Annotated in this window: 23 protein-coding genes; 13 read left to right on the top strand and 10 right to left on the bottom strand. The window is 54.1% G+C overall.

What is annotated here, in order from left to right:
* The 9 genes from murC (at position 1) to mutT (ending at position 10829) form a co-directional block, all read left to right on the top strand.
* On the top strand, positions 1-1476 hold the full coding sequence (murC, locus tag GKC68_RS18310) for a UDP-N-acetylmuramate--L-alanine ligase (RefSeq protein WP_028724688.1): 1476 nt from the start codon (positions 1-3) through the stop codon (positions 1474-1476).
* Positions 1469-2386, top strand: coding sequence for a D-alanine--D-alanine ligase (locus GKC68_RS18305; protein WP_047713591.1), 918 nt, complete (start codon positions 1469-1471; stop codon positions 2384-2386). The genes murC and GKC68_RS18305 overlap by 8 nt, the downstream gene beginning before the upstream one ends.
* A 1-nt stretch (position 2387) precedes the next feature.
* Entirely contained in the window at positions 2388-3227 is an 840-nt protein-coding gene (ftsQ, locus tag GKC68_RS18300) for a cell division protein FtsQ (RefSeq protein ID WP_013024616.1), read from the top strand.
* Positions 3224-4480: a cell division protein FtsA gene (gene ftsA, locus GKC68_RS18295; RefSeq protein ID WP_006117681.1), complete on the top strand. Its 1257-nt coding sequence runs from the start codon at positions 3224-3226 to the stop codon at positions 4478-4480. Before ftsQ ends, ftsA begins: the two co-directional genes overlap by 4 nt.
* 71 nt (positions 4481-4551) lie before the next feature.
* Positions 4552-5706: a cell division protein FtsZ gene (ftsZ, locus tag GKC68_RS18290; RefSeq protein ID WP_013024618.1), complete on the top strand. Its 1155-nt coding sequence runs from the start codon at positions 4552-4554 to the stop codon at positions 5704-5706.
* A 101-nt stretch (positions 5707-5807) separates the two neighbouring features.
* A complete protein-coding gene (lpxC, locus tag GKC68_RS18285) occupies positions 5808-6725 on the top strand; it encodes a UDP-3-O-acyl-N-acetylglucosamine deacetylase (RefSeq protein ID WP_028724690.1) in 918 nt (305 codons plus the stop codon).
* A 290-nt stretch (positions 6726-7015) separates the two neighbouring features.
* A complete protein-coding gene (gene secM, locus GKC68_RS18280; protein ID WP_258378953.1) occupies positions 7016-7522 on the top strand; it encodes a secA translation cis-regulator SecM in 507 nt (168 codons plus the stop codon).
* A 71-nt stretch (positions 7523-7593) separates the two neighbouring features.
* Positions 7594-10299, top strand: a complete 2706-nt coding sequence (gene secA, locus GKC68_RS18275; RefSeq protein WP_263793412.1) for a preprotein translocase subunit SecA — start codon at positions 7594-7596, stop codon at positions 10297-10299.
* A 134-nt stretch (positions 10300-10433) separates the two neighbouring features.
* Positions 10434-10829, top strand: a complete 396-nt coding sequence (mutT, locus tag GKC68_RS18270; protein WP_028724693.1) for an 8-oxo-dGTP diphosphatase MutT — start codon at positions 10434-10436, stop codon at positions 10827-10829.
* Between the two features lie 31 nt (positions 10830-10860).
* Here mutT and yacG read toward each other — a convergent pair whose 3' ends face one another.
* From yacG to coaE, 3 genes are read right to left on the bottom strand one after another with little or no spacing between them, the layout of a single operon-like run.
* Entirely contained in the window at positions 10861-11058 is a 198-nt protein-coding gene (yacG, locus tag GKC68_RS18265; RefSeq protein ID WP_028724694.1) for a DNA gyrase inhibitor YacG, read from the bottom strand.
* Between the two features lie 8 nt (positions 11059-11066).
* Positions 11067-11810: a cell division protein ZapD gene (zapD, locus tag GKC68_RS18260; protein ID WP_013024624.1), complete on the bottom strand. Its 744-nt coding sequence runs from the start codon at positions 11808-11810 to the stop codon at positions 11067-11069.
* 3 nt (positions 11811-11813) lie between these two features.
* Complete coding sequence (coaE, locus tag GKC68_RS18255; RefSeq protein ID WP_028724695.1) at positions 11814-12431, bottom strand: dephospho-CoA kinase; 618 nt, start codon at positions 12429-12431, stop codon at positions 11814-11816.
* 225 nt (positions 12432-12656) lie between these two features.
* Here coaE and GKC68_RS18250 point away from each other — a divergent pair, with 225 nt between their 5' ends.
* A complete protein-coding gene (locus tag GKC68_RS18250) occupies positions 12657-13697 on the top strand; it encodes a GMP reductase (RefSeq protein ID WP_013024626.1) in 1041 nt (346 codons plus the stop codon).
* A 40-nt stretch (positions 13698-13737) separates the two neighbouring features.
* On the opposite strand, the gene hofC is transcribed toward GKC68_RS18250, so the two are convergent.
* From hofC to nadC, 4 genes are all read right to left on the bottom strand, one after another.
* Positions 13738-14937, bottom strand: a complete 1200-nt coding sequence (gene hofC / locus GKC68_RS18245) for a protein transport protein HofC (RefSeq protein ID WP_264228145.1) — start codon at positions 14935-14937, stop codon at positions 13738-13740.
* Positions 14930-16315: a type II secretion system protein GspE gene (gene gspE / locus GKC68_RS18240; protein WP_064366207.1), complete on the bottom strand. Its 1386-nt coding sequence runs from the start codon at positions 16313-16315 to the stop codon at positions 14930-14932. Before gspE ends, hofC begins: the two co-directional genes overlap by 8 nt.
* Positions 16302-16757, bottom strand: a complete 456-nt coding sequence (gene ppdD / locus GKC68_RS18235; protein ID WP_028724699.1) for a prepilin peptidase-dependent pilin — start codon at positions 16755-16757, stop codon at positions 16302-16304. The genes gspE and ppdD overlap by 14 nt, the downstream gene beginning before the upstream one ends.
* A gap of 176 nt (positions 16758-16933) precedes the next feature.
* On the bottom strand, positions 16934-17830 hold the full coding sequence (nadC, locus tag GKC68_RS18230) for a carboxylating nicotinate-nucleotide diphosphorylase (protein WP_028724700.1): 897 nt from the start codon (positions 17828-17830) through the stop codon (positions 16934-16936).
* 197 nt (positions 17831-18027) lie between these two features.
* Between nadC and ampD the strand changes: the two genes are divergently transcribed.
* Together ampD and ampE are read left to right on the top strand one after the other, a co-directional pair.
* Positions 18028-18579: a 1,6-anhydro-N-acetylmuramyl-L-alanine amidase AmpD gene (gene ampD / locus GKC68_RS18225; protein WP_264238697.1), complete on the top strand. Its 552-nt coding sequence runs from the start codon at positions 18028-18030 to the stop codon at positions 18577-18579.
* 16 nt (positions 18580-18595) lie between these two features.
* Positions 18596-19450 carry a beta-lactamase regulator AmpE gene (gene ampE, locus GKC68_RS18220; RefSeq protein ID WP_028724701.1) on the top strand — a complete coding sequence of 285 codons (855 nt, stop codon included), beginning with the start codon at positions 18596-18598 and terminating at the stop codon, positions 19448-19450.
* Here ampE and GKC68_RS18215 read toward each other — a convergent pair.
* The 3 genes from GKC68_RS18215 to aroP form a co-directional block, all read right to left on the bottom strand.
* The gene (locus GKC68_RS18215; RefSeq protein ID WP_264238696.1) at positions 19432-20391 is read right to left on the bottom strand and encodes a family 43 glycosylhydrolase; all 960 of its coding nucleotides are present in this window, start codon (positions 20389-20391) and stop codon (positions 19432-19434) included. The two genes, ampE and GKC68_RS18215, sit on opposite strands and share 19 nt — an antisense overlap.
* Entirely contained in the window at positions 20388-21791 is a 1404-nt protein-coding gene (locus tag GKC68_RS18210; RefSeq protein ID WP_110146015.1) for an MFS transporter, read from the bottom strand. Before GKC68_RS18210 ends, GKC68_RS18215 begins: the two co-directional genes overlap by 4 nt.
* Positions 21792-21967: 176 nt before the next feature.
* Entirely contained in the window at positions 21968-23323 is a 1356-nt protein-coding gene (gene aroP / locus GKC68_RS18205) for an aromatic amino acid transporter AroP (RefSeq protein WP_047713599.1), read from the bottom strand.
* A gap of 511 nt (positions 23324-23834) precedes the next feature.
* Here aroP and pdhR point away from each other — a divergent pair.
* Entirely contained in the window at positions 23835-24599 is a 765-nt protein-coding gene (pdhR, locus tag GKC68_RS18200; protein ID WP_013024636.1) for a pyruvate dehydrogenase complex transcriptional repressor PdhR, read from the top strand.
* Positions 24600-24669 lie beyond the last annotated feature (70 nt).

The following is a 24669-nucleotide window of genomic DNA, read 5'->3' as shown; positions in this document are numbered from 1 at the left end:
ATGAATACACAACAACTGGCGAAACTGCGTTCTATCGTGCCCGAGATGCGTCGCGTCCGGCACATTCACTTTGTCGGCATCGGTGGTGCTGGCATGGGCGGTATTGCCGAAGTGTTAGCGAATGAAGGTTACCATATCAGCGGTTCTGATCTGGCGCCAAATCCGGTGACACAGAATCTGATCAATCTGGGCGCGACCATTTACTTTAACCATCGCCCGGAAAACGTAACGGATGCCAGCGTTGTCGTGGTCTCCAGCGCGGTGGCGCAGGACAACCCTGAGCTGGTGGCTGCACGCGAGCAGCGAATCCCGGTCATCCGCCGCGCAGAGATGCTGGCAGAGCTGATGCGTTTTCGCCACGGTATTGCAATTGCCGGCACGCACGGCAAAACCACCACGACGGCGATGGTCTCGAGCATTTACGCGGAAGGCGGTCTGGACCCCACCTTTGTGAATGGCGGGCTGGTAAAAGCCGCAGGCACGCATGCACGTCTGGGCAGTAGCCGCTACCTGATCGCCGAAGCGGATGAGAGCGATGCGTCATTCCTGCACTTGCAGCCAATGGTCGCTGTTGTCACCAATATCGAAGCGGATCATATGGACACCTATCAGGGTGATTTTGAAAACCTGAAGCAGACGTTCATTAATTTCCTGCATAATTTGCCGTTTTACGGTCGTGCGGTGATGTGTGTTGATGATGCTGTAATTCGCGATCTGCTGCCGCGTGTCGGCCGCCAGATTACCACTTATGGTTTTAGCGACGACGCCGACTTTCGCATCGAGGCGTTTGAACAACGCGGCGCGCAGGTTCATTTCAGCCTGATTCGTCAGGACAAGGCGCCGTTACAGATCACTCTGAATGCGCCGGGTCGACACAATGCATTAAACGCCGCTGCCGCCGTGGCGGTGGCCAGCGAAGAAGGGATTGAAGACAGTGCGATTCTGGCTGCGCTGGAAAGCTTCCAGGGTACCGGTCGTCGTTTCGACCAGCTGGGTGAGTTTCCTACGGAACCGGTTAATGGGCAGCCTGGCACCGCGATGCTGGTGGACGATTATGGTCATCATCCCACGGAAGTTGACGCCACGATTAAAGCCGCGCGAGCGGGCTGGCCGGATAAAAAACTGGCGATGGTGTTTCAGCCGCACCGTTATACCCGCACGCGTGACCTGTTTGATGATTTTGCCAACGTGCTGTCTCAGGTTGACGTTTTGCTGATGCTGGATGTGTATGCCGCCGGCGAAACGCCGATTCCGGGTGCTGACAGCCGTGCGCTGTGTCGTGCAATCCGCAACCGCGGTAAAGTCGACCCCATTCTGGTGCCGGAGCATGATGCGTTAGTCGAGATGCTGGCGCCGTTATTGTCAGGTAACGATCTGATTCTGGTTCAGGGCGCAGGCAACGTCGGGAAAGTGGCGCGTAAACTGGCGGAATGCAAACTGCAGCCAGAGCACAAAGTGGAGGGCCGTCATGTCTAAAGTGGCTGTTTTGATGGGTGGCACCTCAGCCGAACGCGAGGTCTCCCTGATGTCCGGTGCTGCCGTACTGGCCGGTTTACGCGAAGCGGGCATTGATGCGCACGGTATTGATACACGTGAACAGTCTGTACTGGATCTGAAAGCGCAGGGCTTCGACAAAGTCTTTATCGCGCTGCATGGTCGCGGTGGCGAAGACGGCACGCTTCAGGCGATGCTGGAATTCCTGCAACTGCCTTACACCGGCAGCGGCGTCATGGCGTCGGCGGTGACCATGGACAAGCTGCGTACCAAATTACTGTGGCAGGGCAGGGGACTGCCGGCGGGTAAATTTGTCTGGATTACGCGTGAACAGATGCAGAGCGGTCTGGATGCGGCGACCGAGGCGGCGATTAGCGCATTGGGTTTACCCCTGTTCGTGAAACCGAGCAGCGAGGGATCCAGCGTCGGCATCAGTCGTGTAAACCAGTTAAGCGATCTGTCAGCTGCGCTGGAAGAGGCATTTCGCCACGACGACAATGTGCTGGTCGAAGCTTTTCTAAGCGGTGAGGAATATACCGTTGGCATTCTGGGTGACCAGATTCTGCCCGCGATAAAAATAAAAACCGCCAGCGAGTTCTATGACTATGAAGCGAAATACATTTCTGACGATACTCAGTACTTCTGCCCAGCCGGGCTGAGTGCCGAGCGCGAGGCGGAATTACAACAGCTGGTGTGGTCAGCCTGGCAAGCAATCGGATGCAGCGGCTGGGGACGCGTTGATGTCATGACTGATGATCAAGGACGCTTCCAACTGCTGGAAGCGAACACCTCACCGGGCATGACCAGCCACAGCTTAGTGCCGATGGCGGCAAAGCAGGCCGGACTGACATTTTCTCAACTGGTCGTACGTATTCTGGAGTTGGCCGACTGATATGTCACAGGCGGCGATGAATGTACGTAATCGTGAAGCGCAGGAGCGGGCACGCACCGGTCGCAGTAACGGTGCCCGGCTCTTCGGCATCGTGTTTCTGCTGATGGTGATGGGCGTAATGATTGCGGGTGGCCTGGTCGTTCTGAAGTGGATGAACGATGCCTCCCGTTTACCCCTGTCGAAGCTGGTGGTCACGGGGCAACTGCACTACACCACCCATGACGATATTCGTCAGGCGATTTTGTCACTGGGTTCACCGGGCACGTTTATGTCGCAGGACGTGAACGTGATCCAGCAGCAGATAGAACGGTTGCCATGGATTAAACAGGTTAGCGTGCGTAAACAGTGGCCGGACGAATTGAAAATCCATTTGGTGGAGTTTACACCGGTAGCGCGCTGGAATGACTCACACATGGTGGACAGCGACGGTGTGTCATTCAGCGTCCCGGCTAACCACATGGGTAAAGAAACGCTGCCGATGCTATACGGTCCAGAAGGCAGTGAAAAAGAGGTGCTGGCGGGTTATCACAGTATGGATGACGTGCTGAAAGCCAGGAAGTTTACCCTGAAGGTGGCGTCGATGACGGCGCGACGTTCATGGCAGTTAGTGACCAGCGACGATGTCCGCATTGAGCTGGGGCGGACCGATACCATGAAGCGTCTGAATCGTTTTATTGAGCTCTATCCGGTGCTGTTGCAGCAAGGTCAGAATGAACACAAGCGCATCAACTCGGTTGATTTACGCTATGACTCTGGCGCTTCTGTTGGCTGGACACCGATAGTGATGGATCCACAGGACAGTAATCAGCAACAAAACCAGGCACAGGCTAAACAACAATGATCAAGGCAACGGACAGAAAACTGGTAGTTGGACTCGAAATCGGCACTGCGAAGGTCGCCGCCCTGGTTGGGGAAATTCTGCCCGATGGTATGGTCAATATTATTGGGGTCGGCAGTTGTCCGTCCCGCGGTATGGATAAAGGCGGCGTAAACGATCTTGAGTCGGTGGTGAAATGCGTTCAGCGCGCCATCGATCAGGCTGAGTTGATGGCGGATTGCCAGATCTCCTCTGTCTACCTTGCATTATCGGGTAAACATATCAGCTGTCAGAACGAAATCGGGATGGTTCCGATTTCCGAAGAGGAAGTGACTCAGGATGATGTTGAGAACGTGGTGCATACTGCTAAGTCAGTGCGCGTGCGTGATGAGCATCGTATCCTGCACGTTATTCCGCAGGAATATGCTATCGACTACCAGGAAGGCATCAAAAATCCGGTCGGCCTGTCTGGCGTGCGCATGCAGGCAAAGGTGCATTTGATCACCTGCCACAACGACATGGCAAAAAATATTGTTAAAGCCGTTGAACGTTGTGGCCTCAAAGTTGACCAACTGATTTTTGCCGGTCTGGCGTCCAGCTTTGCGGTCCTGACCGAAGACGAACGTGAACTGGGTGTTTGTGTCGTGGATATTGGTGGCGGCACAATGGATATTGCCGTCTATACTGGCGGTGCGTTGCGGCACACCAAAGTGATCCCTTACGCGGGGAATGTGGTCACCAGCGATATCGCCTATGCATTTGGTACGCCGCCCACCGATGCGGAAGCCATTAAAGTGCGTCACGGCTGTGCGCTAGGATCGATTGTAGGTAAAGATGAAAACGTTGAAGTGCCGAGCGTAGGCGGACGTCCGCCACGAAGCCTGCAACGTCAGACGCTGGCAGAGGTTATTGAGCCGCGTTATACCGAGCTTTTAAATCTGGTCAATGACGAGATTTTGCAGTTACAGGAACAGCTTCGCCAGCAGGGCGTTAAGCACCATCTGGCAGCCGGGATTGTGTTAACCGGCGGCGCGGCGCAGATTGAAGGTCTGGCAGCCTGCGCACAGCGCGTATTCCATACGCAGGTGCGCATTGGTCAGCCGCTGAACATTACTGGCCTGACGGACTACGCCCAGGAGTCTTACTATTCCACAGCGGTCGGGCTGTTGCACTACGGTAAAGAGTCACATATGAACGGTGACGCAGAGGCTGAAAAGCGCGTTTCCGTGGGTAACTGGTTTAAACGTATTAATAGTTGGTTAAAAAAAGAGTTTTAATTTTTGTAAAAGGGGATCATGCTGTTTTCTTTAGTGATCTCCAGGCGACAGGCACATAACGGAGAGAAATCATGTTTGAACCTATGGAATTAACCAATGACGCGGTGATTAAAGTCATCGGCGTCGGCGGTGGCGGTGGCAACGCCGTAGAGCACATGGTACGCGAGCGTATCGAAGGTGTGGAATTCTTCGCTGTGAATACCGACGCGCAGGCGTTGCGTAAAACAGCAGTCGGCCAGACCATCCAGATTGGTAATAACATTACCAAAGGACTGGGAGCGGGTGCGAACCCGGAAGTCGGCCGTAACTCTGCAGAGGAAGATCGCGAAGCACTGCGTTCTGCGCTGGAAGGGGCAGACATGGTGTTCATCGCAGCAGGTATGGGTGGCGGTACCGGTACCGGCGCTGCGCCTGTTGTGGCTGAAGTGGCCAAAGATTTAGGTATCTTGACCGTTGCGGTCGTGACCAAGCCCTTCAATTTTGAAGGCAAAAAGCGCATGGCCTTTGCTGAGCAGGGGATCGCTGAGCTGTCCAAGCACGTGGATTCACTGATCACCATCCCGAACGACAAGCTGTTAAAAGTTCTCGGGCGCGGTATTTCTCTGCTCGACGCGTTTGGCGCAGCCAACGACGTGCTGAAAGGCGCCGTACAGGGGATCGCCGAGCTGATTACCCGTCCTGGCTTGATGAACGTGGACTTTGCTGACGTACGTACCGTGATGTCAGAAATGGGTTACGCGATGATGGGTTCAGGCGTGGCCTGTGGTGAAGACCGTGCAGAAGAAGCCGCTGAGATGGCGATTTCCAGTCCGCTGCTGGAAGATATCGACCTCTCTGGTGCGCGCGGCGTGCTGGTCAACATTACTGCGGGCTTCGACCTGCGTCTGGATGAGTTCGAAACCGTGGGTAACACTATCCGCGCCTTCGCCTCAGATAACGCGACCGTTGTCATTGGTACCTCTCTGGATCCAGAAATGAATGACGAACTGCGCGTCACCGTAGTGGCAACCGGTATCGGCATGGATAAGCGTCCAGAGATCACTCTGGTAACGAACAAGCCTGCCAGCCAGCCTGTTATGGATCATCGTTACCAGCAGCATGGTATGTCCCCGCTGCCGCAGGAGCAAAAACCCGCTGCGAAAGTGGTGAACGATCAGAGTGCACAGTCAAACAAAGAGCCCGATTACCTTGATATTCCGGCGTTTTTGCGCAAGCAGGCCGACTAGGAATAACCTTATAATTGGGATTTCCCGCTCTTTGTGCTAAAGTGTTCGCCCGCTGGTAACGTATACTGGCGGTCGGAAAGCGATATTGCGAGATAATAACGATGATCAAACAAAGGACATTAAAACGTATTGTTCAGGCGACAGGTGTCGGTTTACATACCGGCAAGAAAGTCAGCCTGACCCTGCGCCCTGCGCCGGCTAATACCGGGGTCATCTATCGTCGCACTGACTTGAATCCACCGGTTGATTTTCCGGCTGATGCAAAATACGTGCGCGACACCATGCTGAGCACCTGCCTGGTGAACGATGAAGGCGTACGTATTTCGACAGTTGAACACTTAAATGCCGCACTGGCAGGTCTGGGCATTGACAACATTATTGTCGAAGTTGATGCGCCAGAAATCCCAATTATGGACGGCAGTGCAGCGCCTTTCATCTATCTGCTGATGGATGCAGGCATCGAGCAGCTGAACAGCGCGAAGAAATTTGTGCGCGTTAAGCAGACCGTGCGTGTTGAAGACGGTGACAAATGGGCCGAGATCAAACCCTACAACGGTTTCTCGCTTGATTTCACCATTGACTTCAATCACCCGGCTATCGATTCCAGCTCTCAGCGCTACCAGATGAAATTCTCTGCCGAAGCGTTTGTTCGTCAGATCAGCCGTGCACGTACTTTCGGCTTTATGCGTGAAATCGAATATCTGCAGTCTAAAGGCCTGTGCCTGGGCGGTAGTTTAGATTGTGCGATTGGCCTCGATGATTTCCGCGTGCTTAATGAAGAAGGCCTGCGTTTTGAGGACGAGTTTGTGCGTCACAAAATGTTAGATGCCATCGGCGATCTGTTTATGTGTGGCCATAACATTATTGGCGCGTTTACCGCGTACAAATCGGGTCATGCTCTGAACAACAAACTGCTGCAGGCCGTTTTGGCGAAGCAGGAAGCCTGGGAATGGGCGACCTTCGAAGACGAAGCTGAATTGCCGCTGGCGTTTAAAGCACCTAATCTGGTTCTGGCCTGATATCGGCTCAGAACGTAAAAACGGCTGGTTGCGCTGACACTCTCTCCGGTCAGTTGCACCAGCCGTTTTTTATTGCCTCGCCATTTATTTCCGCTCGCTGCGACAGCATTCTCCGCTCAGAACGACCAGTTGCTGAATTGCTGCACAATCGCGCGCGATTTCTCCCACTGTCGCACTAAACTCAGGTGTCGCCGCGCCACATTAGTGTTACTATCTCTGGCGCTTTTACAGGCTGCATGCTGCTGAAAACAGCAGTGAATAATTAAAATGTTATGCGCAATGGAACAATTGTGATCGGAATTTTTCTACGCTGGCGACAAATAGGTAGACGCTATTTCTGGCCTCATTTCCTTCTGGGAATGGTGGCGGCCAGTCTTGGCTTGCCGGCGTGTGCGCAAACCACCGAACTCAATACGGCATCCGAAGCCTCAGCCAGTAGCCTGTTCATTGGCAACGCCGTCCGTTTTGATCATTTGATCCGTATTCAGGAAGCCTCGCGACGCCCCAGTTTTACGGTTGACTACTGGCACCAGCATGCCATTCGCACGGTTATCCGCCATCTCTCTTTCTCTCTAACGCCACAGGCGCAGGCGGAAGAGCAGGTGCATCCGCTGGCCGCACAAAAGCTGGCGTTGATTGACTCCCTTCATGCGTTATTAACGTCTCAGGCGGCACAGTCCGGCAACCCTGTTGGTCTGTCTCCGCAACCTCTTCCTGCTGCTCCGGTATCCTCACAGGCTGACGGACACGGCAAAGTGCACGGTATCCGTGCCGGACCCGCGCCATTGTTCTGCTAATCTTTGTGCTTTAAATCCCATTTTAGATTTCGCAGTCCGGGTGACCCGGCTGAATTGAGAATATATTTATTATGTTAATCAAAATGTTGACCAAAGTTTTTGGTAGCAGCAACGATCGTACTTTGCGCCGTATGCGCAAAAACGTTGATATCATCAACAAGATGGAGCCGGAATTCGAAGCGCTCTCTGATGAAGAACTGAAAGCCAAAACTGAGCTGTTCCGTGAGCGCCTGAAAAAAGGCGAGTCACTCGAAAGCCTGATTCCTGAAGCATTTGCGACGGTACGTGAAGCCAGTAAGCGTGTGTTTGGCATGCGCCACTTCGACGTGCAGCTGATTGGCGGGATGGTGCTGAATAACCGCTGTATTGCAGAGATGCGCACCGGTGAAGGTAAAACCCTGACGGCAACCCTGCCAGCCTATTTGAACGCATTAACCGGAAAAGGCGTACACGTCGTTACCGTCAACGATTATCTGGCCCAGCGTGATGCGGAAAATAACCGCCCTCTGTTTGAGTTCCTTGGCCTGAGCGTCGGGATCAACATGTCAGGCCTGCCTTCCGTCGCCAAACGTGAAGCTTATGCCGCAGACATTACTTACGGCACCAACAACGAATACGGTTTTGACTACCTGCGTGACAATATGGCGTTCAGCCCTGAGGAACGCGTACAGCGTAAGCTGCACTATGCACTGGTGGATGAAGTTGACTCCATCCTGATTGATGAAGCCCGTACGCCATTAATCATCTCGGGTCCGGCAGAAGACAGTTCAGACCTGTACACCAAAGTGAATAAAATCATTCCTCATCTGATTCGTCAGGAAAAAGAAGACTCAGACAATTTCCAGGGCGAAGGCGACTACTGGGTTGATGAGAAAGCGCGCCAGGCACATATGAGCGAGCGCGGCCTGGTCAAAGTTGAAGAACTGCTGGTGAGCCAGGGCATCATGGAAGAAGGTGAGTCGCTTTATTCACCGACCAATATCATGCTGATGCACCACGTTACCGCTGCGCTTCGCGCCCATGCGTTGTTCACACGTGACGTTGACTACATCGTCAAAGAGGGTGAAGTTGTCATTGTTGATGAGCACACGGGTCGTACGATGCAGGGCCGTCGTTGGTCAGATGGTCTGCATCAGGCCGTTGAAGCCAAAGAAGGCGTTGAAATTCAAAACGAAAACCAGACGCTGGCGTCAATCACCTTCCAGAATTACTTCCGCCTTTATGAAAAACTGGCGGGGATGACCGGTACGGCGGATACAGAAGCGTTTGAGTTCAGCTCTATCTACAAACTCGATACGATTGTTGTTCCGACCAACCGTCCGATGGTGCGTAAAGATCTTGCCGATCTGGTTTATATGACCGAGAAAGAGAAGATTGACGCCATCATCGAAGATATTCGTGAGCGTACGGCTAAGGGGCAGCCGGTTCTGGTGGGTACGATCTCAATCGAAAAATCAGAAGTGGTATCGAACGAGCTGACACGTGCAGGCATTAAACACAACGTACTGAATGCTAAGTTTCACGCCCGCGAAGCGGATATCGTGGCGCAGGCGGGTCAACCGGGCGCGGTTACCATCGCGACAAACATGGCGGGCCGTGGTACTGATATCATGCTGGGCGGTAGCTGGCATGCGGACGTTGCCGAGCTTGAAAACCCAACCGATGCGCAAATCGACGAGATTAAAGCCGCCTGGCAGATTCGTCATGATGCAGTGCTGGCCTCTGGTGGTCTGCATATCGTGGGTACTGAGCGCCATGAATCTCGCCGTATCGATAACCAGCTGCGCGGTCGTGCAGGCCGTCAGGGTGACGCCGGTTCTTCACGCTTCTACCTGTCAATGGAAGATGCGCTGATGCGTATCTTTGCGTCGGATCGTGTTTCAAACATGATGCGCAAGCTGGGCATGAAACCTGGCGAAGCGATTGAGCATCCGTGGGTGACCAAAGCCATTGCCAACGCACAGCGTAAAGTGGAAAGCCGTAACTTCGATATTCGTAAGCAACTGCTGGAATATGACGACGTGGCCAACGATCAGCGTCGTGCTATCTACAGCCAGCGTAATGAACTGCTGGATGTGTCCGATGTATCAGACACGATCAACAGCATTCGCGAAGACGTCTATAAATCCACTATCGACAGCTACATTCCACCCCAGTCGCTGGAAGAAATGTGGGATGTACCGGGCCTTGAAGAGCGCCTGCGTAACGACTTCGATCTGGATCTGCCGATTAGCGAGTGGCTGGACAAAGAACCGGATCTGCATGAAGAGACACTGCGTGAACGTATCATGACGCACGCGGCCGAAAGTTATGCGGCAAAAGAAGAGATTGTCGGCGCAGAAATGATGCGCAACTTTGAAAAAGGCGTCATGCTGCAAACGCTGGATTCGCTCTGGAAAGAGCACCTGGCTGCGATGGACTATCTGCGTCAGGGCATCCACCTGCGTGGCTATGCGCAAAAAGATCCTAAGCAGGAATATAAGCGTGAATCTTTTGCCATGTTTGCTGCGATGCTGGAAACGCTGAAGTACGAAGTGATCAGCACGCTGAGCAAAGTCCAGGTGCGCATGCCGGAAGAGGTTGAAGCGATGGAGCAACAGCGTCGTGAAGAGGCCGAGCGTCTGGCGCAACAGCAGCACCTGAGCCACGCCAGCGACGAAATTCTGGCGGCAGAATCGCTTGCGCAGCAGGGCGGTGAGCGCAAAGTGGGGCGTAACGATCCTTGTCCATGCGGTTCAGGTAAAAAATACAAACAGTGTCACGGTCGTCTGGCCTGATAAGCGGTTAACGAAAAGGAGCCACTGGCTCCTTTTTTACTTTACCGCTGACCATTCGGCCCCCTGAGCGGTTAACAACCTGCTTAACATGTTTTAGAATCAGCCCTCATTCACCCACTCTTCGGGATATTTTCATGAAGCACCTGCAGGTTGCGGTCGGCATCATTCGTAATGCCAGTAAACAAATTTTTCTTGCCCAGCGGGCGGCCTCTTCCTATATGGCCAATAAATGGGAATTTCCCGGCGGCAAAATTGAAGCCGGTGAGAGCGCAGAGGAAGGGCTGGTGCGCGAACTGGCAGAAGAAACCGGGATTGAAGTGACGCAGGCGCAGGCAATTGGCACGAAAGATCACACTTACGATGATCTGCGCGTGACGCTGCACTTTTTTCTGGTTGAAGGCTGGAAAGGAGAACCCTGGGGCAAAGAAGGGCAACCACAGCGTTGGGTCGATCAACAGGCGCTGATCGCCGATGAGTTTCCGGCGGCGAATCATGAGCTGATCGCACGCCTGGTCGCGGGCGAACTTTAACAGAGTGGGGCAGCAAAGCCCCACGTCTCACTCAGCGATCTTCCTCACTCCAGTTGTCGCTGTCGTTTAAATCATCACTGCTTGGAATGCGCTTTTCTTCCGCCGCCCATTCGCCCAAATCGATCAACTGACAGCGTTTACTGCAAAATGGCCGCCACGGACTGAGTTCATCCCAGATCACCGTTTTACGGCATTGTGGACATTCCACCGTCATTATCTCTTCCTGCATGTTCACCTCTAACAACAGGCCAGTTGGAAATTCAGGCGCGCAGGCACTTCGCCGCGCTCACTGTCCAATGGCATAAAACGAATCGCAAAACGGCTTTTATGGCCTGAAACCTGAGGATACAGCGCATCCTCCATTTCCAGCTGCAGCCGCAATAAATCAGCGCCTTCAGCATTATCCTGATAAAACCCATTCAAACTGGTTTGTAAACGGTAGGTGCCCGACTGGCGAATCAAATCCAACAGCATCGCCAGCGTACTGTGCAGCGGGATAAGCGTTTCCATCCAGCGCGTCACCTGCGCGTCGCGCGTTGCCTGGGGCAGGTGCAGCCAGATGTGCAGGCCGGGTAAATCAAAGCTACAGCATCCGCCGGGAATGCTGAGTCGCTGGCGCACCAGGGCAATCAGACGATCTTCCCGCAACTGCTGGCCCATTCGTGGGGCGCTGTTGAGCAAAACAGACTGCGCTTTGAGTTTGTCACGCAAGGCATCGACCACGGACATATCGACACCGGGGACATCCGCCCAGGCGCGCAGTTTCGTTTGCTGGCGTTCAAGTTCTTTCAGCAGCTCGGTGCGCATGTCGCCGCGCTCGAAGATATCCAGTAATTCGCCAACCAGGCGGAAAAAAGTCAGTGCCGTCGCGGTGTTTTCCAGCGGCATAATGTCGTGAAGCTGGTCGATTAGAAATTCCACGCGCAGCCAGGTACGCATTTTTTCATTCAGTGGATGTTCAAACAGAACGACTGTACTCATGGATTAATCCTGTCTCGTTGCCGCAAGCTTTAGATAAAGCTGATGAAGTTTGGCAACCTGGGGTAGCGCCTTTTCAGGTGCGCCACTGTTATCAATAATATCGTCAGCACAGTCAAGGCGCTGTTGGCGCGTGGCCTGTGCTGCAAGAATACGTTTAGCCTGCTCAAGAGAAACATTATCGCGCTGCAGCGTTCGTCTGAGCTGCGTCTCTTCGTCGGTGTCGACCACCAGCACGCGATCGGCCTGGCGCTGCAGCCGGTTTTCAACCAGCAAGGGCACGACCCACAAAACATAGGGTGAGGCCGCCTGAGCTTTAAGCTGTTGCGTCCGGGCATTTATAAGCGGGTGAAGCAGCGCGTTTAACCAGTTTTTCTCATCGGGCGTCGCAAAGATGATTTCTCTTAGTCGTGAACGTTGCAACGTTCCCTCTTCGGTCAATATCGCATCGCCATAGCGTTCGATAATGGCCTGAAGCGCTGGCGTGCCGGGTTCAACGACTTCGCGTGCAATGACATCCGCATCAATGATATCGACACCGGACGCAGCAAAATACCCGGCAATCGTACTTTTACCGCTGCCAATTCCGCCAGTCAGCGCTACGGTGTAGGGGGGATTTCTCACTCGAACTCTCTTAGTCGGTCAGTATCACGCAGGTCAACGCGTCGTTACAGGATAAAATGCGTGCCGGATCACACTAAAAATCCGCATCTGAATGTAATGGATTGTAGCGTAAATAAAGTGAAATTCGCAGTCTTGTTGCGGCTGGAATGGCGCGTATCATGACACAGGGAAAACCCTGATGGCGTCATGTACGGCAGTGTATAACCTCTTACCAGGACACGATGTATGCGCATTGAAGAAGATTTGAAACTGGGATTTAAAGACGTACTGATTCGCCCCAAGCGCTCCACGCTGAAAAGTCGCTCACAGGTTGAGCTGGATCGCCGCTTCACCTTTAAGCATTCCGGTCTGAGCTGGAGCGGCGTGCCGGTTATCGCCGCCAATATGGATACCGTTGGCACCTTTATGATGGCTGAGGCGCTGGCGGGTTTTCATCTTTTAACGGCCGTCCATAAGCATTACAGCGTGGAAGAGTGGCGGGCCTTTGTTCAGCGCGTGCCGGGTTCAGTACTGAACTATGTCATGGTTTCAACCGGTACCTCGGATGCCGATCTCAATAAACTGATTGCGATCATGGCGATCTCCGATGCGCTGCAATTTATCTGCATCGACGTCGCCAACGGCTACTCTGAACACTTTGTTGATTTCCTGAAACGAGCCCGGGAAACGTTTCCCGGCAAGACAATCTGCGCGGGTAACGTGGTAACCGGTGAGATGGTAGAAGAGCTCATCCTGTCTGGGGCGGATATCGTCAAAGTGGGCATTGGGCCTGGCTCAGTTTGCACCACGCGAGTCAAAACGGGTGTCGGCTATCCCCAGCTTTCTGCAGTTATTGAATGTGCCGATGCAGCGCACGGTCTGAGCGGTCAGATCGTCAGCGACGGTGGCTGCAGCGTACCCGGCGATATCGCAAAAGCCTTTGGCGGTGGCGCAGACTTCGTCATGTTGGGCGGCATGCTGGCGGCGCATGATGAGTGCGAAGGTCGTATAACAGAAGAAAACGGTGAGCGTTTCATGCTGTTCTACGGCATGAGTTCAGAATCGGCCATGAAGCGTCATGCCGGTAGCGTCGCAGAATACCGCGCGGCCGAAGGCAAAACGGTGAAGCTTCCGTTACGCGGGCCCGTAGAGGAAACCCTCCGCGATATCCTTGGCGGTCTTCGTTCTGCCTGCACCTATGTTGGTGCTGAACGTCTGAAAGAGTTAACCAAGCGCACCACCTTTATCCGGGTCGCCGAGCAGGAAAACCGAACCTTTAATCGTTAAGGTTGCCTGCTGCGTATGCAGTAAGGGCTATACTGCGCCTTTACTGCATCACTTCTCCCAGCCCAAACACCGGCAAATACATGGCAATCACCAGCGTGCCAACGATGCCGCCAATCACCACCATCATGACAGGCTCCAGCGAGGCGGCAAGGTTATCAGCCCGCATCAGCGTTTGCCCTTCATGCCATTCAGCCAGGCGCGCCAGCATCACATCCAGTGCGCCAGCCTCTTCCCCCACGCGAATCAACTGGCTGCAGAGCGGACTAAATAAGGGATGATTGCTCAGCGCCAGATACAGGGGATTACCCTGCGCAATGTGGTTCTGTAGCAGCCTGATGGCGTCCTGCCACAGTCGCGAGGACAGGGTGACTTTCGCTGCCTCAAGTCCCTGAAGCAGCGTGAGTCCAGCCTGCTGCGTTAACTGGAGAACGCTGTAGATTTGTGTCAGCTGATTGCCCTGCCATAGCCCGCCAACGACAGGAATGCGCATCAAAACGCGCTGTTCGCGCCGCTGCCAGTTTTCGGAACGCCGCCGCCACTGTTGCCACCCTGCGACCAGCAGAATAATCAATCCACTTAGCGGGAATCCCCATGCCTGTAATCGCTCAGAGAGCCCGATCACGGCCGCAGTGAACGCAGGCAAGGGAGCATTAAAGGAAGCATACACGGAAACAAACTCCGGCAAGACGAACAGCAGCATGCCGCAGGTAACGGTCAGTGCGACGGCCAGAATAAACAGCGGATAGCGCAGCGCCTTGATCACCTTGCTCCGCAAATGTTGCTGGCGCGTTTGCTGCTGTGCCAGCTGTTCGCAGCAGACATCCAGCTGGCCCGTCAGCTCACCCACCTCCATGAGCGCCGGGTAAAGCGGGGGAAATATTTGCGGCCACTGTCGTAAGGCGCTGGAAAAAGGTTCGCCCGCTAATATCTGATGTTGTAGAGCCAGCATCAAGGCTCGCCAGGGCGTCTGCGAATGTCCTTCGGCAAGCAGGCTCAGGCTTTGTGACAGCGGAAGACCTGCCTTGAGCAGCGTGGCGAGCTGGCGAATCAAATCAATTTTGTGCTGCCACTTCCAGTCTCTTCGCCGCATCACCTTTCCCCGCGTCCAGCTGACGGGCAGTAAATGACGCTGTGCCAGGTCAGAAAACAACGTCTCGTCGTCAGGCGCAAGATGGTGGCCCGTTTGCAACCTTCCGCTGCCGTCCACCGCATGCCAGCGATACACATAAAGGCTAGTCATTATCCAGTCCGACAACGCGCTGCATTTCTTCCAGGGAGGTATCCCCACGGCTGACGGCTTCAAGACCCGATGCCAGCAGGGTGCGCATGCCCTGCTGTTTTGCCAGACTCAGCAAGCCCTCAAGTGGCATTTCGGCGGCAATGGCGTTTTGTAACTTAGCCGTTATGGGCAGTAATTCAAACAAGGCCAGCCGACCAAAATAACCGGAGAAGCAGTGATCGCAGCCCGGCGCCCGCCAGGTTTGTAACGTTCCGGGCCAAAGTGAGGCGGGAAAGTGGGCAACCGCCTGTGCTGGCTTACGGCAGTGAGGGCACAAACGCCTGACCAGCCGCTGGGCAACGATCAGACGAAGTGCGGAACCCAGCAGATAACCGGGAATGCCCATTTGACGCAAGCGCGTCAGGGTTTCCGCTGTCGAGTTGGTATGCAGGGTAGAGAGAACCAGATGACCGGTTTGGGCTGCCTTAACGGCAATCTCCGCCGTCTCGCCGTCACGTATTTCACCGACCATCATCACGTCCGGATCCTGACGTAACAGGGCGCGTAATACGCGATTAAAATCAAGGCCATACTTTGGATTAATCTGGGTCTGGTTGATACCAGGGAGAGGAATTTCAACAGGATCTTCCACGCTGCAGACATTCTTATCAGGCTGGTTGATCGCGCTCAGGCCACTGTAAAGCGTGAAGGTTTTGCCACTCCCGGTAGGGCCCGTTACCAAAATCAGACCTTGTGGCTGCCTGAGCGCGGCGGTCAGAAGGCGTAACTGCGCGGCGGGTAGTCCCAGCTTGTCCAGCGACAAGGCCGCGCCCTCACTCTGAAGCAGGCGAACGACGGCTTTTTCGCCGCCCTGAACGGGCAGGGTAGAGAGCCGAAAAGAGGCCAATTTTCCGTCAATGTCACAACTAAACTGTCCGTCCTGAGGCAGGCGCCGTTCGGCAATATCCAGACCGGCCAGAATTTTCAGTCGTGCCAGCAGCGCAGCCGGTTGTGTATCAAACTGCAGGGGGAGAGAATGCAGGACTCCGTCAATCCGCAGGCGAATACGCAGAGTGCTCTGATAGGGTTCGATATGAATATCCGATGCACGACGCAGAGTGGCCTGGCGCAAAAGCTGACTGGCCGTATCAATGGTTGATTCGCCGGGCGCTTTTTCATTGGCGACCAAAGGCTTACGCATCGATTCGAACTGTTCTATTCGGGCACGTGGCCAGCACTCTACCTCTGCCTGACACTGGCTGGCAAACTGCAATGCCTCCAGCAGGCCTGCCGGGACGCTTTCAGCAACGGCAAGGCGCAAGTGTGTCGCACTGTGCTCCAGGACGATCGCCCGAAAGCGCTGGCAGATGAGCGCAATCGCATCATCAGACGTGGGCATAGGCACCTCCCCGATCGGCAAAGCGGAACTGCTCCTGACAATTATCACGTAGCGTGGTGTTAGCGCTGGTACAGGTGCGCTGCCACTGAATGCTGCCTTCATTGCTGTCCCACAGAGGCAGCATTTCAACGCTGAGCCCGTTAAGGCTTTCCTGTCCGGTCAGGGTGATCGTGCCGTTCACGACGGTGACCGCTGAAACATACCGTGATGTTGTGCCTTGCGGAATCCCTCGCTGTCCGGCCTGGCAGGCGTCCGGGCCGCCGCGTTCAATGGCGCAAAGCTCAACCGCCGTTTTAAACGGCACCATCGTTTGCAGCATGTCGGTCAGCGCGGCGCGCTGCAGATAATTTTGGTAGGCGGGCAACCCAATAGCGCTGAGTATTGCCACGATGCCGACCACAATCATTAACTCGACCAGCGTGAATCCACGTTGAGAGATCATTGCATTACCTCCTGAATAAGAAGGTCGCAGTCTAAAAAACCTGTGATGGCGTTAACAGCCGCAAAAGGAAAGAGTGGAAAAGGGCAGGCAGTAAAGACAGCGGGTTACAGCAATACAGCGGTTACGCTGGAATAAACAGCACAAAACAGGCCGTGCCAGCGGCACGGCACAAGCCATTATTTAGCGTCAAAGCGCATAGACAGATCCAGAGCATGGACATGTTTAGTCAGTGCGCCGACGGAAACATAGTCCACACCGGTCTGAGCAATCTCCCGGATGGTCGTTTCGGTCACGTTGCCTGAGACTTCCAGCAGCGCACGGCCCTCGGTTATCTTCACCGCCTCGCGCATCTCATCCAGCGTGAAGTTGTCCAGCATGACGATGTCGGCCGACGCCGTAAGCGCGTCCTGTAGCTCCTTTAACGACTCAACTTCGACTTCGACCGGTACATCCGGATAGAGCCATGAGGCTTTTTCCACGGCCTGGCGAATCGAACCACTGGCAATGATATGATTTTCTTTAATCAAAAAGGCATCTGACAGACCCAGACGGTGATTGCTGCCGCCACCGCACAGCACCGCATATTTCAACGCTGTGCGCAGCCCTGGTAGGGTTTTGCGTGTATCCAGAAGCTGAGTCTGTGTGCCTTCCAGCAGCGCAACATAGCGACTGACTTCGGTGGCAACGCCAGACAGCGTTTGCACAAAGTTCAGGGCGGTGCGTTCGGCGGTGAGCAACAGGCGAGCAGGGCCCTCGATTTCAAACAGCAGTTGATCCGGCGTAAGCGTTTGGCCATCTTCCACGTGCCATGTCAGCGCGGTATAGGCACCCAACTGGTTGAAGACTTCCTCTACCCAGCGTTTACCACAAAAAACACCGGCTTCGCGGGTAATCACCCGGGCATGGGCGCGACTTTCGGCGGGCAACAGCTGGGCGGTAATATCCCGTTCGCTATCTACCTCACCGCCAAGATCTTCCTGTAATGCGCGTGCGACCGTTTCAGGAATATCATTTTCAATACGTTCAAGCAGCGCTCTCCGGCGACTGTCAGGATCATAGCGACGCAAAGACATAGCGTTCAGCTCCAGCAAAAGACAGATAACAGTGGGATTACCATATCCTGGATAACACAGCGGTGCCAGCCCTGAGGGGATTTTTGTTTAGTATACTTAACAAACGGGCGAGGGTGAGGAGAGCGCGGCGCATTTTGGCGCAATAAAGCCTTAGAATTCATGCTATTCTCAATTCGACTTCGCGATGAGAAATCAGTATGAAATTAGAACATGGATGGCTGACCGGTGTGCGCCAGGTACCGTCACCGCACTGTAATGAACGGCCGCACAACGAGGCGCCCTCTCTTCTGGTCATTCATAATATCAGCCTGCCGCCTGGCGAATATGGCGGGCCGTGGATCGATAAATTGTTCACGGGCACACTGCCTTCTGACGCGCATCCCTACTTTGCTGATATCGCGCATTTGCGCGTTGCAGCCCACTGCTTAATTCGTCGTGATGGCGAGATTGTGCAATATGTTCCTTTTGATCAACGCGCCTGGCATGCAGGCATATCGCAGTTTGAAGGGCGGGAAAACTGCAACGACTTTTCCATCGGTATCGAGCTGGAAGGAACGGACGTTGAGCCCTATAGCGAAGCGCAATACCACGCGCTGCATCAGGTCACGCAAATTTTGTTACAGCACTATCCGATAACGCCTGCACGCATTACCGGACACAGCGACATTGCACCGGGACGTAAAACCGATCCCGGACCGGCGTTTAACTGGCAATATTATCTGCAGCGGTTACCGCAACAAAAATCGTGATTCATCTGGAGTAACTATGACGTTATTTACCTTGTTACTGGTTTTAGGTTGGGAGCGGCTGTTTAAGCTGGGAGAGCACTGGCAACTGGATCATCGGCTTGAGCCTGTGTTTCGTCGCCGTCAGCAGGTTTCCCTCATGCGCACTCTGTTGATGTTACTGGTCGTGATGGCATTGACCGCGCTGGTGGTGTGGAGCCTGAAAGGGATTCTGTTTGGGATCCCGCAGCTTGTGTTCTGGATTGTGGTGGGATTACTGTGCATCGGTGCCGGTGTGGTGCGTCAGCATTATCATGCCTATCTGCAGGCGGCGAGTCGGGATGAGGCGGCCGCGCATCAGGCGATGGCGGCAGAACTGACCTTGATCCACGGCGTGCCGGTTGAATGCAGCGAACGCGAATATTTACGCGAATTACAAAACGCCCTTATCTGGATTAACTTTCGTTTCTATCTGGCGCCAATGTTCTGGTTTGTGGTGGGCGGCGCATGGGGGCCAGTTTTACTGGTCGGCTATGCCTTTTTGCGGGCCTGGCAAAGCTGGTTGGCAAAACACGGTACGCCAATGGCGCGCGCGCAATCAGGCGTAGATACGCTTTTGCATCTGGTTGACTGGATCCCGGTCCGCCTGGCGGGCGTTGCCTATGCGCTGCTGGGGCATGGTGAAAAAGCGTTGCCTGCCTGGTTTGCATCATTAACCGACAGGCATCGCTCTCAATACCATGTGCTGACGACGCTGGCGCAGTTTTCACTGGCCCGCGATCCTCATACCGATAAGGTGGCTACGCCGCGTGTTGCGGTGGCGTTGGCAAAACGCATTTCACTGGTATTAGTGGTGGTCGTGGCGCTCTTGACCATTTACGGAACGCTGGTGTGATCCACAGGTGGCACGCCAAAATCCGGTGTGCCATCTTCACGCCAGTAAAAATATTTCAGGCGCGTGTGGCGGTTGCCATCCCACAGCGGATCCCCTTCAATTTCTGTATAGTTGCGCGCATGGTAGACCAGCAGATCCCGCCCCGCTTCATCCTGGGTAAAACAGCTGTGCCCTGGGCCGTACTGGCGGTTCGCCCAACTGGTCGAGAATACCGGCCGTGCTGACTTCTGCCAGGCCAGGGCATTAAGCGGATCGGCATCACGCGGAATCGACAGCAGGCCCATACAATAATTCTCATCCGTTGCGCTGGCGGAATAGGTAATAAAAAGCCGGTCGCCATGCACTATCGCCGCCGCCCCTTCATTAACACTAAAGCCTGCGCACTCCCATTCATATTCCGGACGGCTCAGCATGACCGGTTTACCTTTAAGCGTCCATGGGTTGCGCAGCTCCGCAAGATAGAGGTTGGAATTGCCCGGAATGCCGGGATCTTTCTGCGCCCATAAATACCAGTTTTTACCCTGATGAACGAAATGAGTGGCGTCCAGCGAGAAGCTGTCAATATGGCTCAAAACCCGGCGCGGAGGCTGCCAGCGGCCGCTGAGCGGATCCTCACTCTCGCAAACCAGCGCGTACATGCGGTGCTGAAACAGCCCGTCTTTGATGTCACGCGAGGGCGCTGCGGCAAAATAGATGACCCATTGACCGTCAATGTGATGCAGCTCCGGCGCCCAAATCAGCTCGCTGAAGGGGCCGATATCGGGCTTGTGCCAGATCACCACCGGCTCCGCGTAGCGTAAGTCTGTTAGCGTACTGGCGCGTCGGATTTCCAGACGATCGTATTCCGTCACAGAGGCAATAAAGTAGTAATGCTCTCCGTGGCGCAGGATAAAGGGATCGGCACGCCGTTCGATAAAGGGGTTTGGCCAGGGTTCATTCATTTCAGTGCTCCTGTCTGGATCCCGCTCAGCGGCGGGTTGCTGCCCGACTGTGCCGCGATGCGACGCAGGGCAAGATCGCGTTGGATGGTTTGCATTAAGGTACGATCCACTTTCATCAGTCGTACTACACCCGCGGTAATCAAATAGCCAAAGCCTGGAATAACGGTAAACAGCAGCACGATGCCGTTAATCGCCTGGGCGGATTGCTGCTTAGCTCCCGCATCGTAACCGTAAGCGGAGAGCAGGAATCCCACCATCGCCCCTGCTACCGCTAACCCGACCTTGAGAAAGAACAGGTTGCCTGAAAAGCTGATACCCGTGATGCGCTTGCCCGTTTTCCATTCACCATAGTCATCCACGTCTGCCATCAGGGACCAGTGCAGGGGGGAAGGAATTTGATGCAGGATATTCAGCAGGAAGTAAGCGATAACGATTGCTACGGTGGCATGGGGATCAAGCCCGTAGAAGCCGCAGGAGAACAGGGCCAGCACAATATTGGTCCAGAAAAAAACTTTTAGCTTGCACCAGCGATCGGTCAGCACTTTGGCCAGCGTACTGCCCAGCATCATGCCCACCACACCCAGGCTGATAAACAGCGTGGCAAAGTGTGCGCTTTGCCCCATCACCCAGGTCACGTAGTACATCGTTGCCGCCATACGAATAAACCCTGGGCAGACATTACAAAACGTGAGCAGCAGGATGCGCACCCATTGGTCATTTTTCCAGACATCGCGCAAATCGTGTTTCAGGTCATCATTGGTTGGCACGGCAGGATGAATACGTTCACGGACGTTTGCGAAACAGAACAGGAACATCGCCAGGCCGACCAGGGCCAGTACGCCCATCGCCATTTGGTAGCCGCGCGCTTTGTTGTCGCCCCCAAACCACTCTGCCATGGGCAGTAAAGACAGCGAGAGAATCAGCGTGGCAATCCCCACCATCACAAAACGGTACGACTGACAGGATACACGCTCGCCAGGATCGTTAGTGATCACGCCACCCAGCGAGCAATAGGGGATATTGATCGCGGTGTAGGCCAGGGACATAAAAAAATAGGTCACAAACGCCCAGATAACTTTACTGTGATAGCTCCAGTCAGGCGTGGTAAACATCAGCACGCTGAATATAACGTAGGGCACTGATACCCACAGCAGCCAGGGGCGAAAGCGCCCCCAGCGGCTTTGGGTTCTGTCGGCAATCGCGCCCATTATCGGATCGGTAATGGCATCCAGAATCCGGACGGAGAGTAACAGCACACCGACCAGCGCCGGGGCTAAGCCAAATACGTCGGTATAGAAATAGCTGAGAAATAACATGACGGCACCGCCAATCATGTTGCAGCCGGCATCCCCCATGCCGTAACCCAGCTTTTCTCTAGACGAGAGGGTTTTACCTGTCATTAATTTTTCCTGCAGAACAATTAAACAGAAAAGAATTATTAATGTTTAATCAGCAGGATGAGCGGCAATAAATCGTTGCGATGATGGACAAAACAGCCATACGAGGAGAAGTGTGAACCGCGTCGGATCTGGTGACGGCCCACCCGCTGAAAAATGGCGGCGGGTGGGCAGGGGGATCAGGCTTTTTGCGTCTTATTTTTGACGAAATAGCCAATAGCAAGAACGATCAGCCAGACAGGAATCAACCAGACGGAGATGGCCATCCCCGGCGTCATGGCCATCAGAACCAGAATGCCGGCCAGGAACACCAGGCAAATCCAGTTACCCAGCGGGTAGAGAACGGCCTTGAATCGGGTGGTTACGCCTTGCTGATTTTTCTTTTTACGGAATTTCAGGTGCGCCAGGCTAATCATCGCCCAGTTGATGACCAGGGCAGAAACGACCAGCGACATCAACAGGCCAAACGCTTCAGCCGGCATTAAGAAATTGAGCAGTACACACAGTGCCGTGGCAACGGCCGACACCAGAATGCTCATCACGGGCACACCGCGGCGGTCCACGTTCAGTAGCGCTTTAGGTGCATTGCCCTGCTGCGCCAGACCAAACAGCATACGGCTGTTACAGTAAACGCAGCTGTTATAGACCGACAGCGCCGCAGTCAGAATGACGACGTTCAGCGCATTAGCCACCATCGCATCGCCCAGTTCGTGGAAAATAAACACAAACGGGCTGGTTTCTGCGGTGACGCGCGTCCACGGCATTAAAGAAAGCAGTACCGCCAGCGAACCGATATAAAAGATCAGAATACGCCACAGCACCTGGTTGGTGGCTTTAGGAATCGTGGTTTCAGGATTGTCCGCTTCGGCAGCCGTAATCCCTACCAGCTCCAGTCCGCCGAACGAAAACATAATAATGGCCATGACCATCACCAGTCCGCCCAGACCGTTGGGCATAAAGCCGCCTTGTTCCCACAGGTTGCGCACGGTGGCCTGTGGACCGCCGGTGCCGCTAAACAGCAGCCAGCCGCCGAACAGGATCATGGCAATAACCGCAATCACCTTAATAATGGCGAACCAGAACTCCATTTCACCAAACACTTTTACATTGGTCAGGTTGATGGCGTTGATGAGCACGAAGAAGATGGCGGCTGAGGCCCAGGTCGGAAAATCGGGTACCCAGAACTGAATATATTTACCGACTGCGCTCAGCTCGGCCATCGCCACCAGCACATACAGTACCCAGTAGTTCCAGCCGGAGGCAAAACCGGCGAAGTTGCCCCAGTATTTGTAAGCGAAATGGCTGAAGCTGCCGGCGACCGGCTCCTCGACGACCATTTCGCCGAGTTGGCGCATGATGAGAAAAGCGATAAATCCGGCAATGGCATAGCCTAAAATAACGGCCGGGCCAGCGGATTTGATAACCGACGCACTGCCCAGAAACAGGCCGGTTCCCACTGCACCACCCAAGGCAATCAACTGAATATGGCGGTTTTTTAAACCGCGCTTCAGCGATTCGCCGTGCTGTTGTTCCATACACACCTCATGATGTTGTTATTCTTCGCCGCAGGATGCGCTGACTGTAAAGAATTAAATACATGTAAGACTGATATTTTGAGTGAATCTGACTTGCCTAATGCCGCCAGCTGTAACCTGACGACCAGAATAGTGATAAGCGCAGGGCTTTGCACCTGCTTTCGCTTTACCTGTAACGAGTTGGCTGAAAAAGAAGCAGCGGAGAAGAGGGAGGCTGACGAGGTAGGCAAAAAACGAACCTGAACGCAGCGAAAGAAAAGCGCAGCGAGCTAAATCGGTTTAATTCAGGGCTTTGTGTAATTTTAGGTAAATCCGGAAAAATTTAACATTGAGTTAACACCCTGTTTTCCACTTTTCGACTCAACAGTTAATGCAAAAGCCCAGCCTTACGTCACCTTAATGTCACAGTTGCCGTATAGACACAAGGTGAATACTTTGTTACTTTACGGGCTCCTTTTTTGAATTGGTATTACCAATTTACTTTATCAGACAGGCACACTAAGAAGGGAAGATGGCTTACATTAAGATTCGTCAACCCAAACTCTCCGATGCCATTGAGCAGCAACTTGAATCCCTGATTATGGAAGGGACGCTGCAGCCGGGAGAGAAGTTGCTCCCCGAGCGCGAACTCGCCAAACAATTCGATGTTTCACGTCCGTCTCTCCGTGAGGCAATCCAGCGTTTAGAAGCGAAAGGATTGTTACTACGCCGTCAGGGCGGCGGAACATTTGTACAGAAACATCTCTGGCAGAGCGTGAGCGATCCTCTCGTTGGGCTTCTTGCCGAGCATCCGGAATCGCAGTTTGACCTGTTGGAAACGCGCCACGCTTTAGAAGGCATCGCCGCTTACTATGCCGCGCTGCGCGGTACAGAAGAGGATTTACAGCGGATTCGCGACTGCCATCTTCATATACAGCAGGCGCAGGACAGCGGCGATCTCGACGCTGAAGCAGACGCAGTAATGAAGTATCAGATCGCTGTCACAGAAGCAGCCCATAATGTCGTGCTTTTGCATTTGCTACGATCAATGGGGCCTATGCTGGAACAGAACGTTCGACAGAATTTTGAATTGCTCTACTCGCGCCGGGAAATGCTGGCGAAAGTGAGCGGTCACCGCGCCAGAATTTTTGAGGCGATTGTGGCTCGTGAGCCGGAACAAGCACGCGAGGCTTCACACCGTCACCTGGCGTTCATTGAGGAAATCTTGCTGGACAGAAGTCGGGAGCAGAGCCGTCGAGAACGCTCCCTGCGTCGTTTACAGCAACGTAAGGAATAACGTGCGGCAAAGATCGTGCGAACATGTGCGACGAGCCTGTCTCCCTGACGTTAACAGGCTCCCGATTTTT

This window comes from Pantoea sp. RSPAM1, assembly GCF_038816185.1.
Classification (GTDB): Bacteria; Pseudomonadota; Gammaproteobacteria; order Enterobacterales; family Enterobacteriaceae; genus Pantoea; species Pantoea ananatis.
Note: the sequence above shows the minus strand (reverse complement) of the source record. Positions and strands in the feature narration are given on the sequence as shown.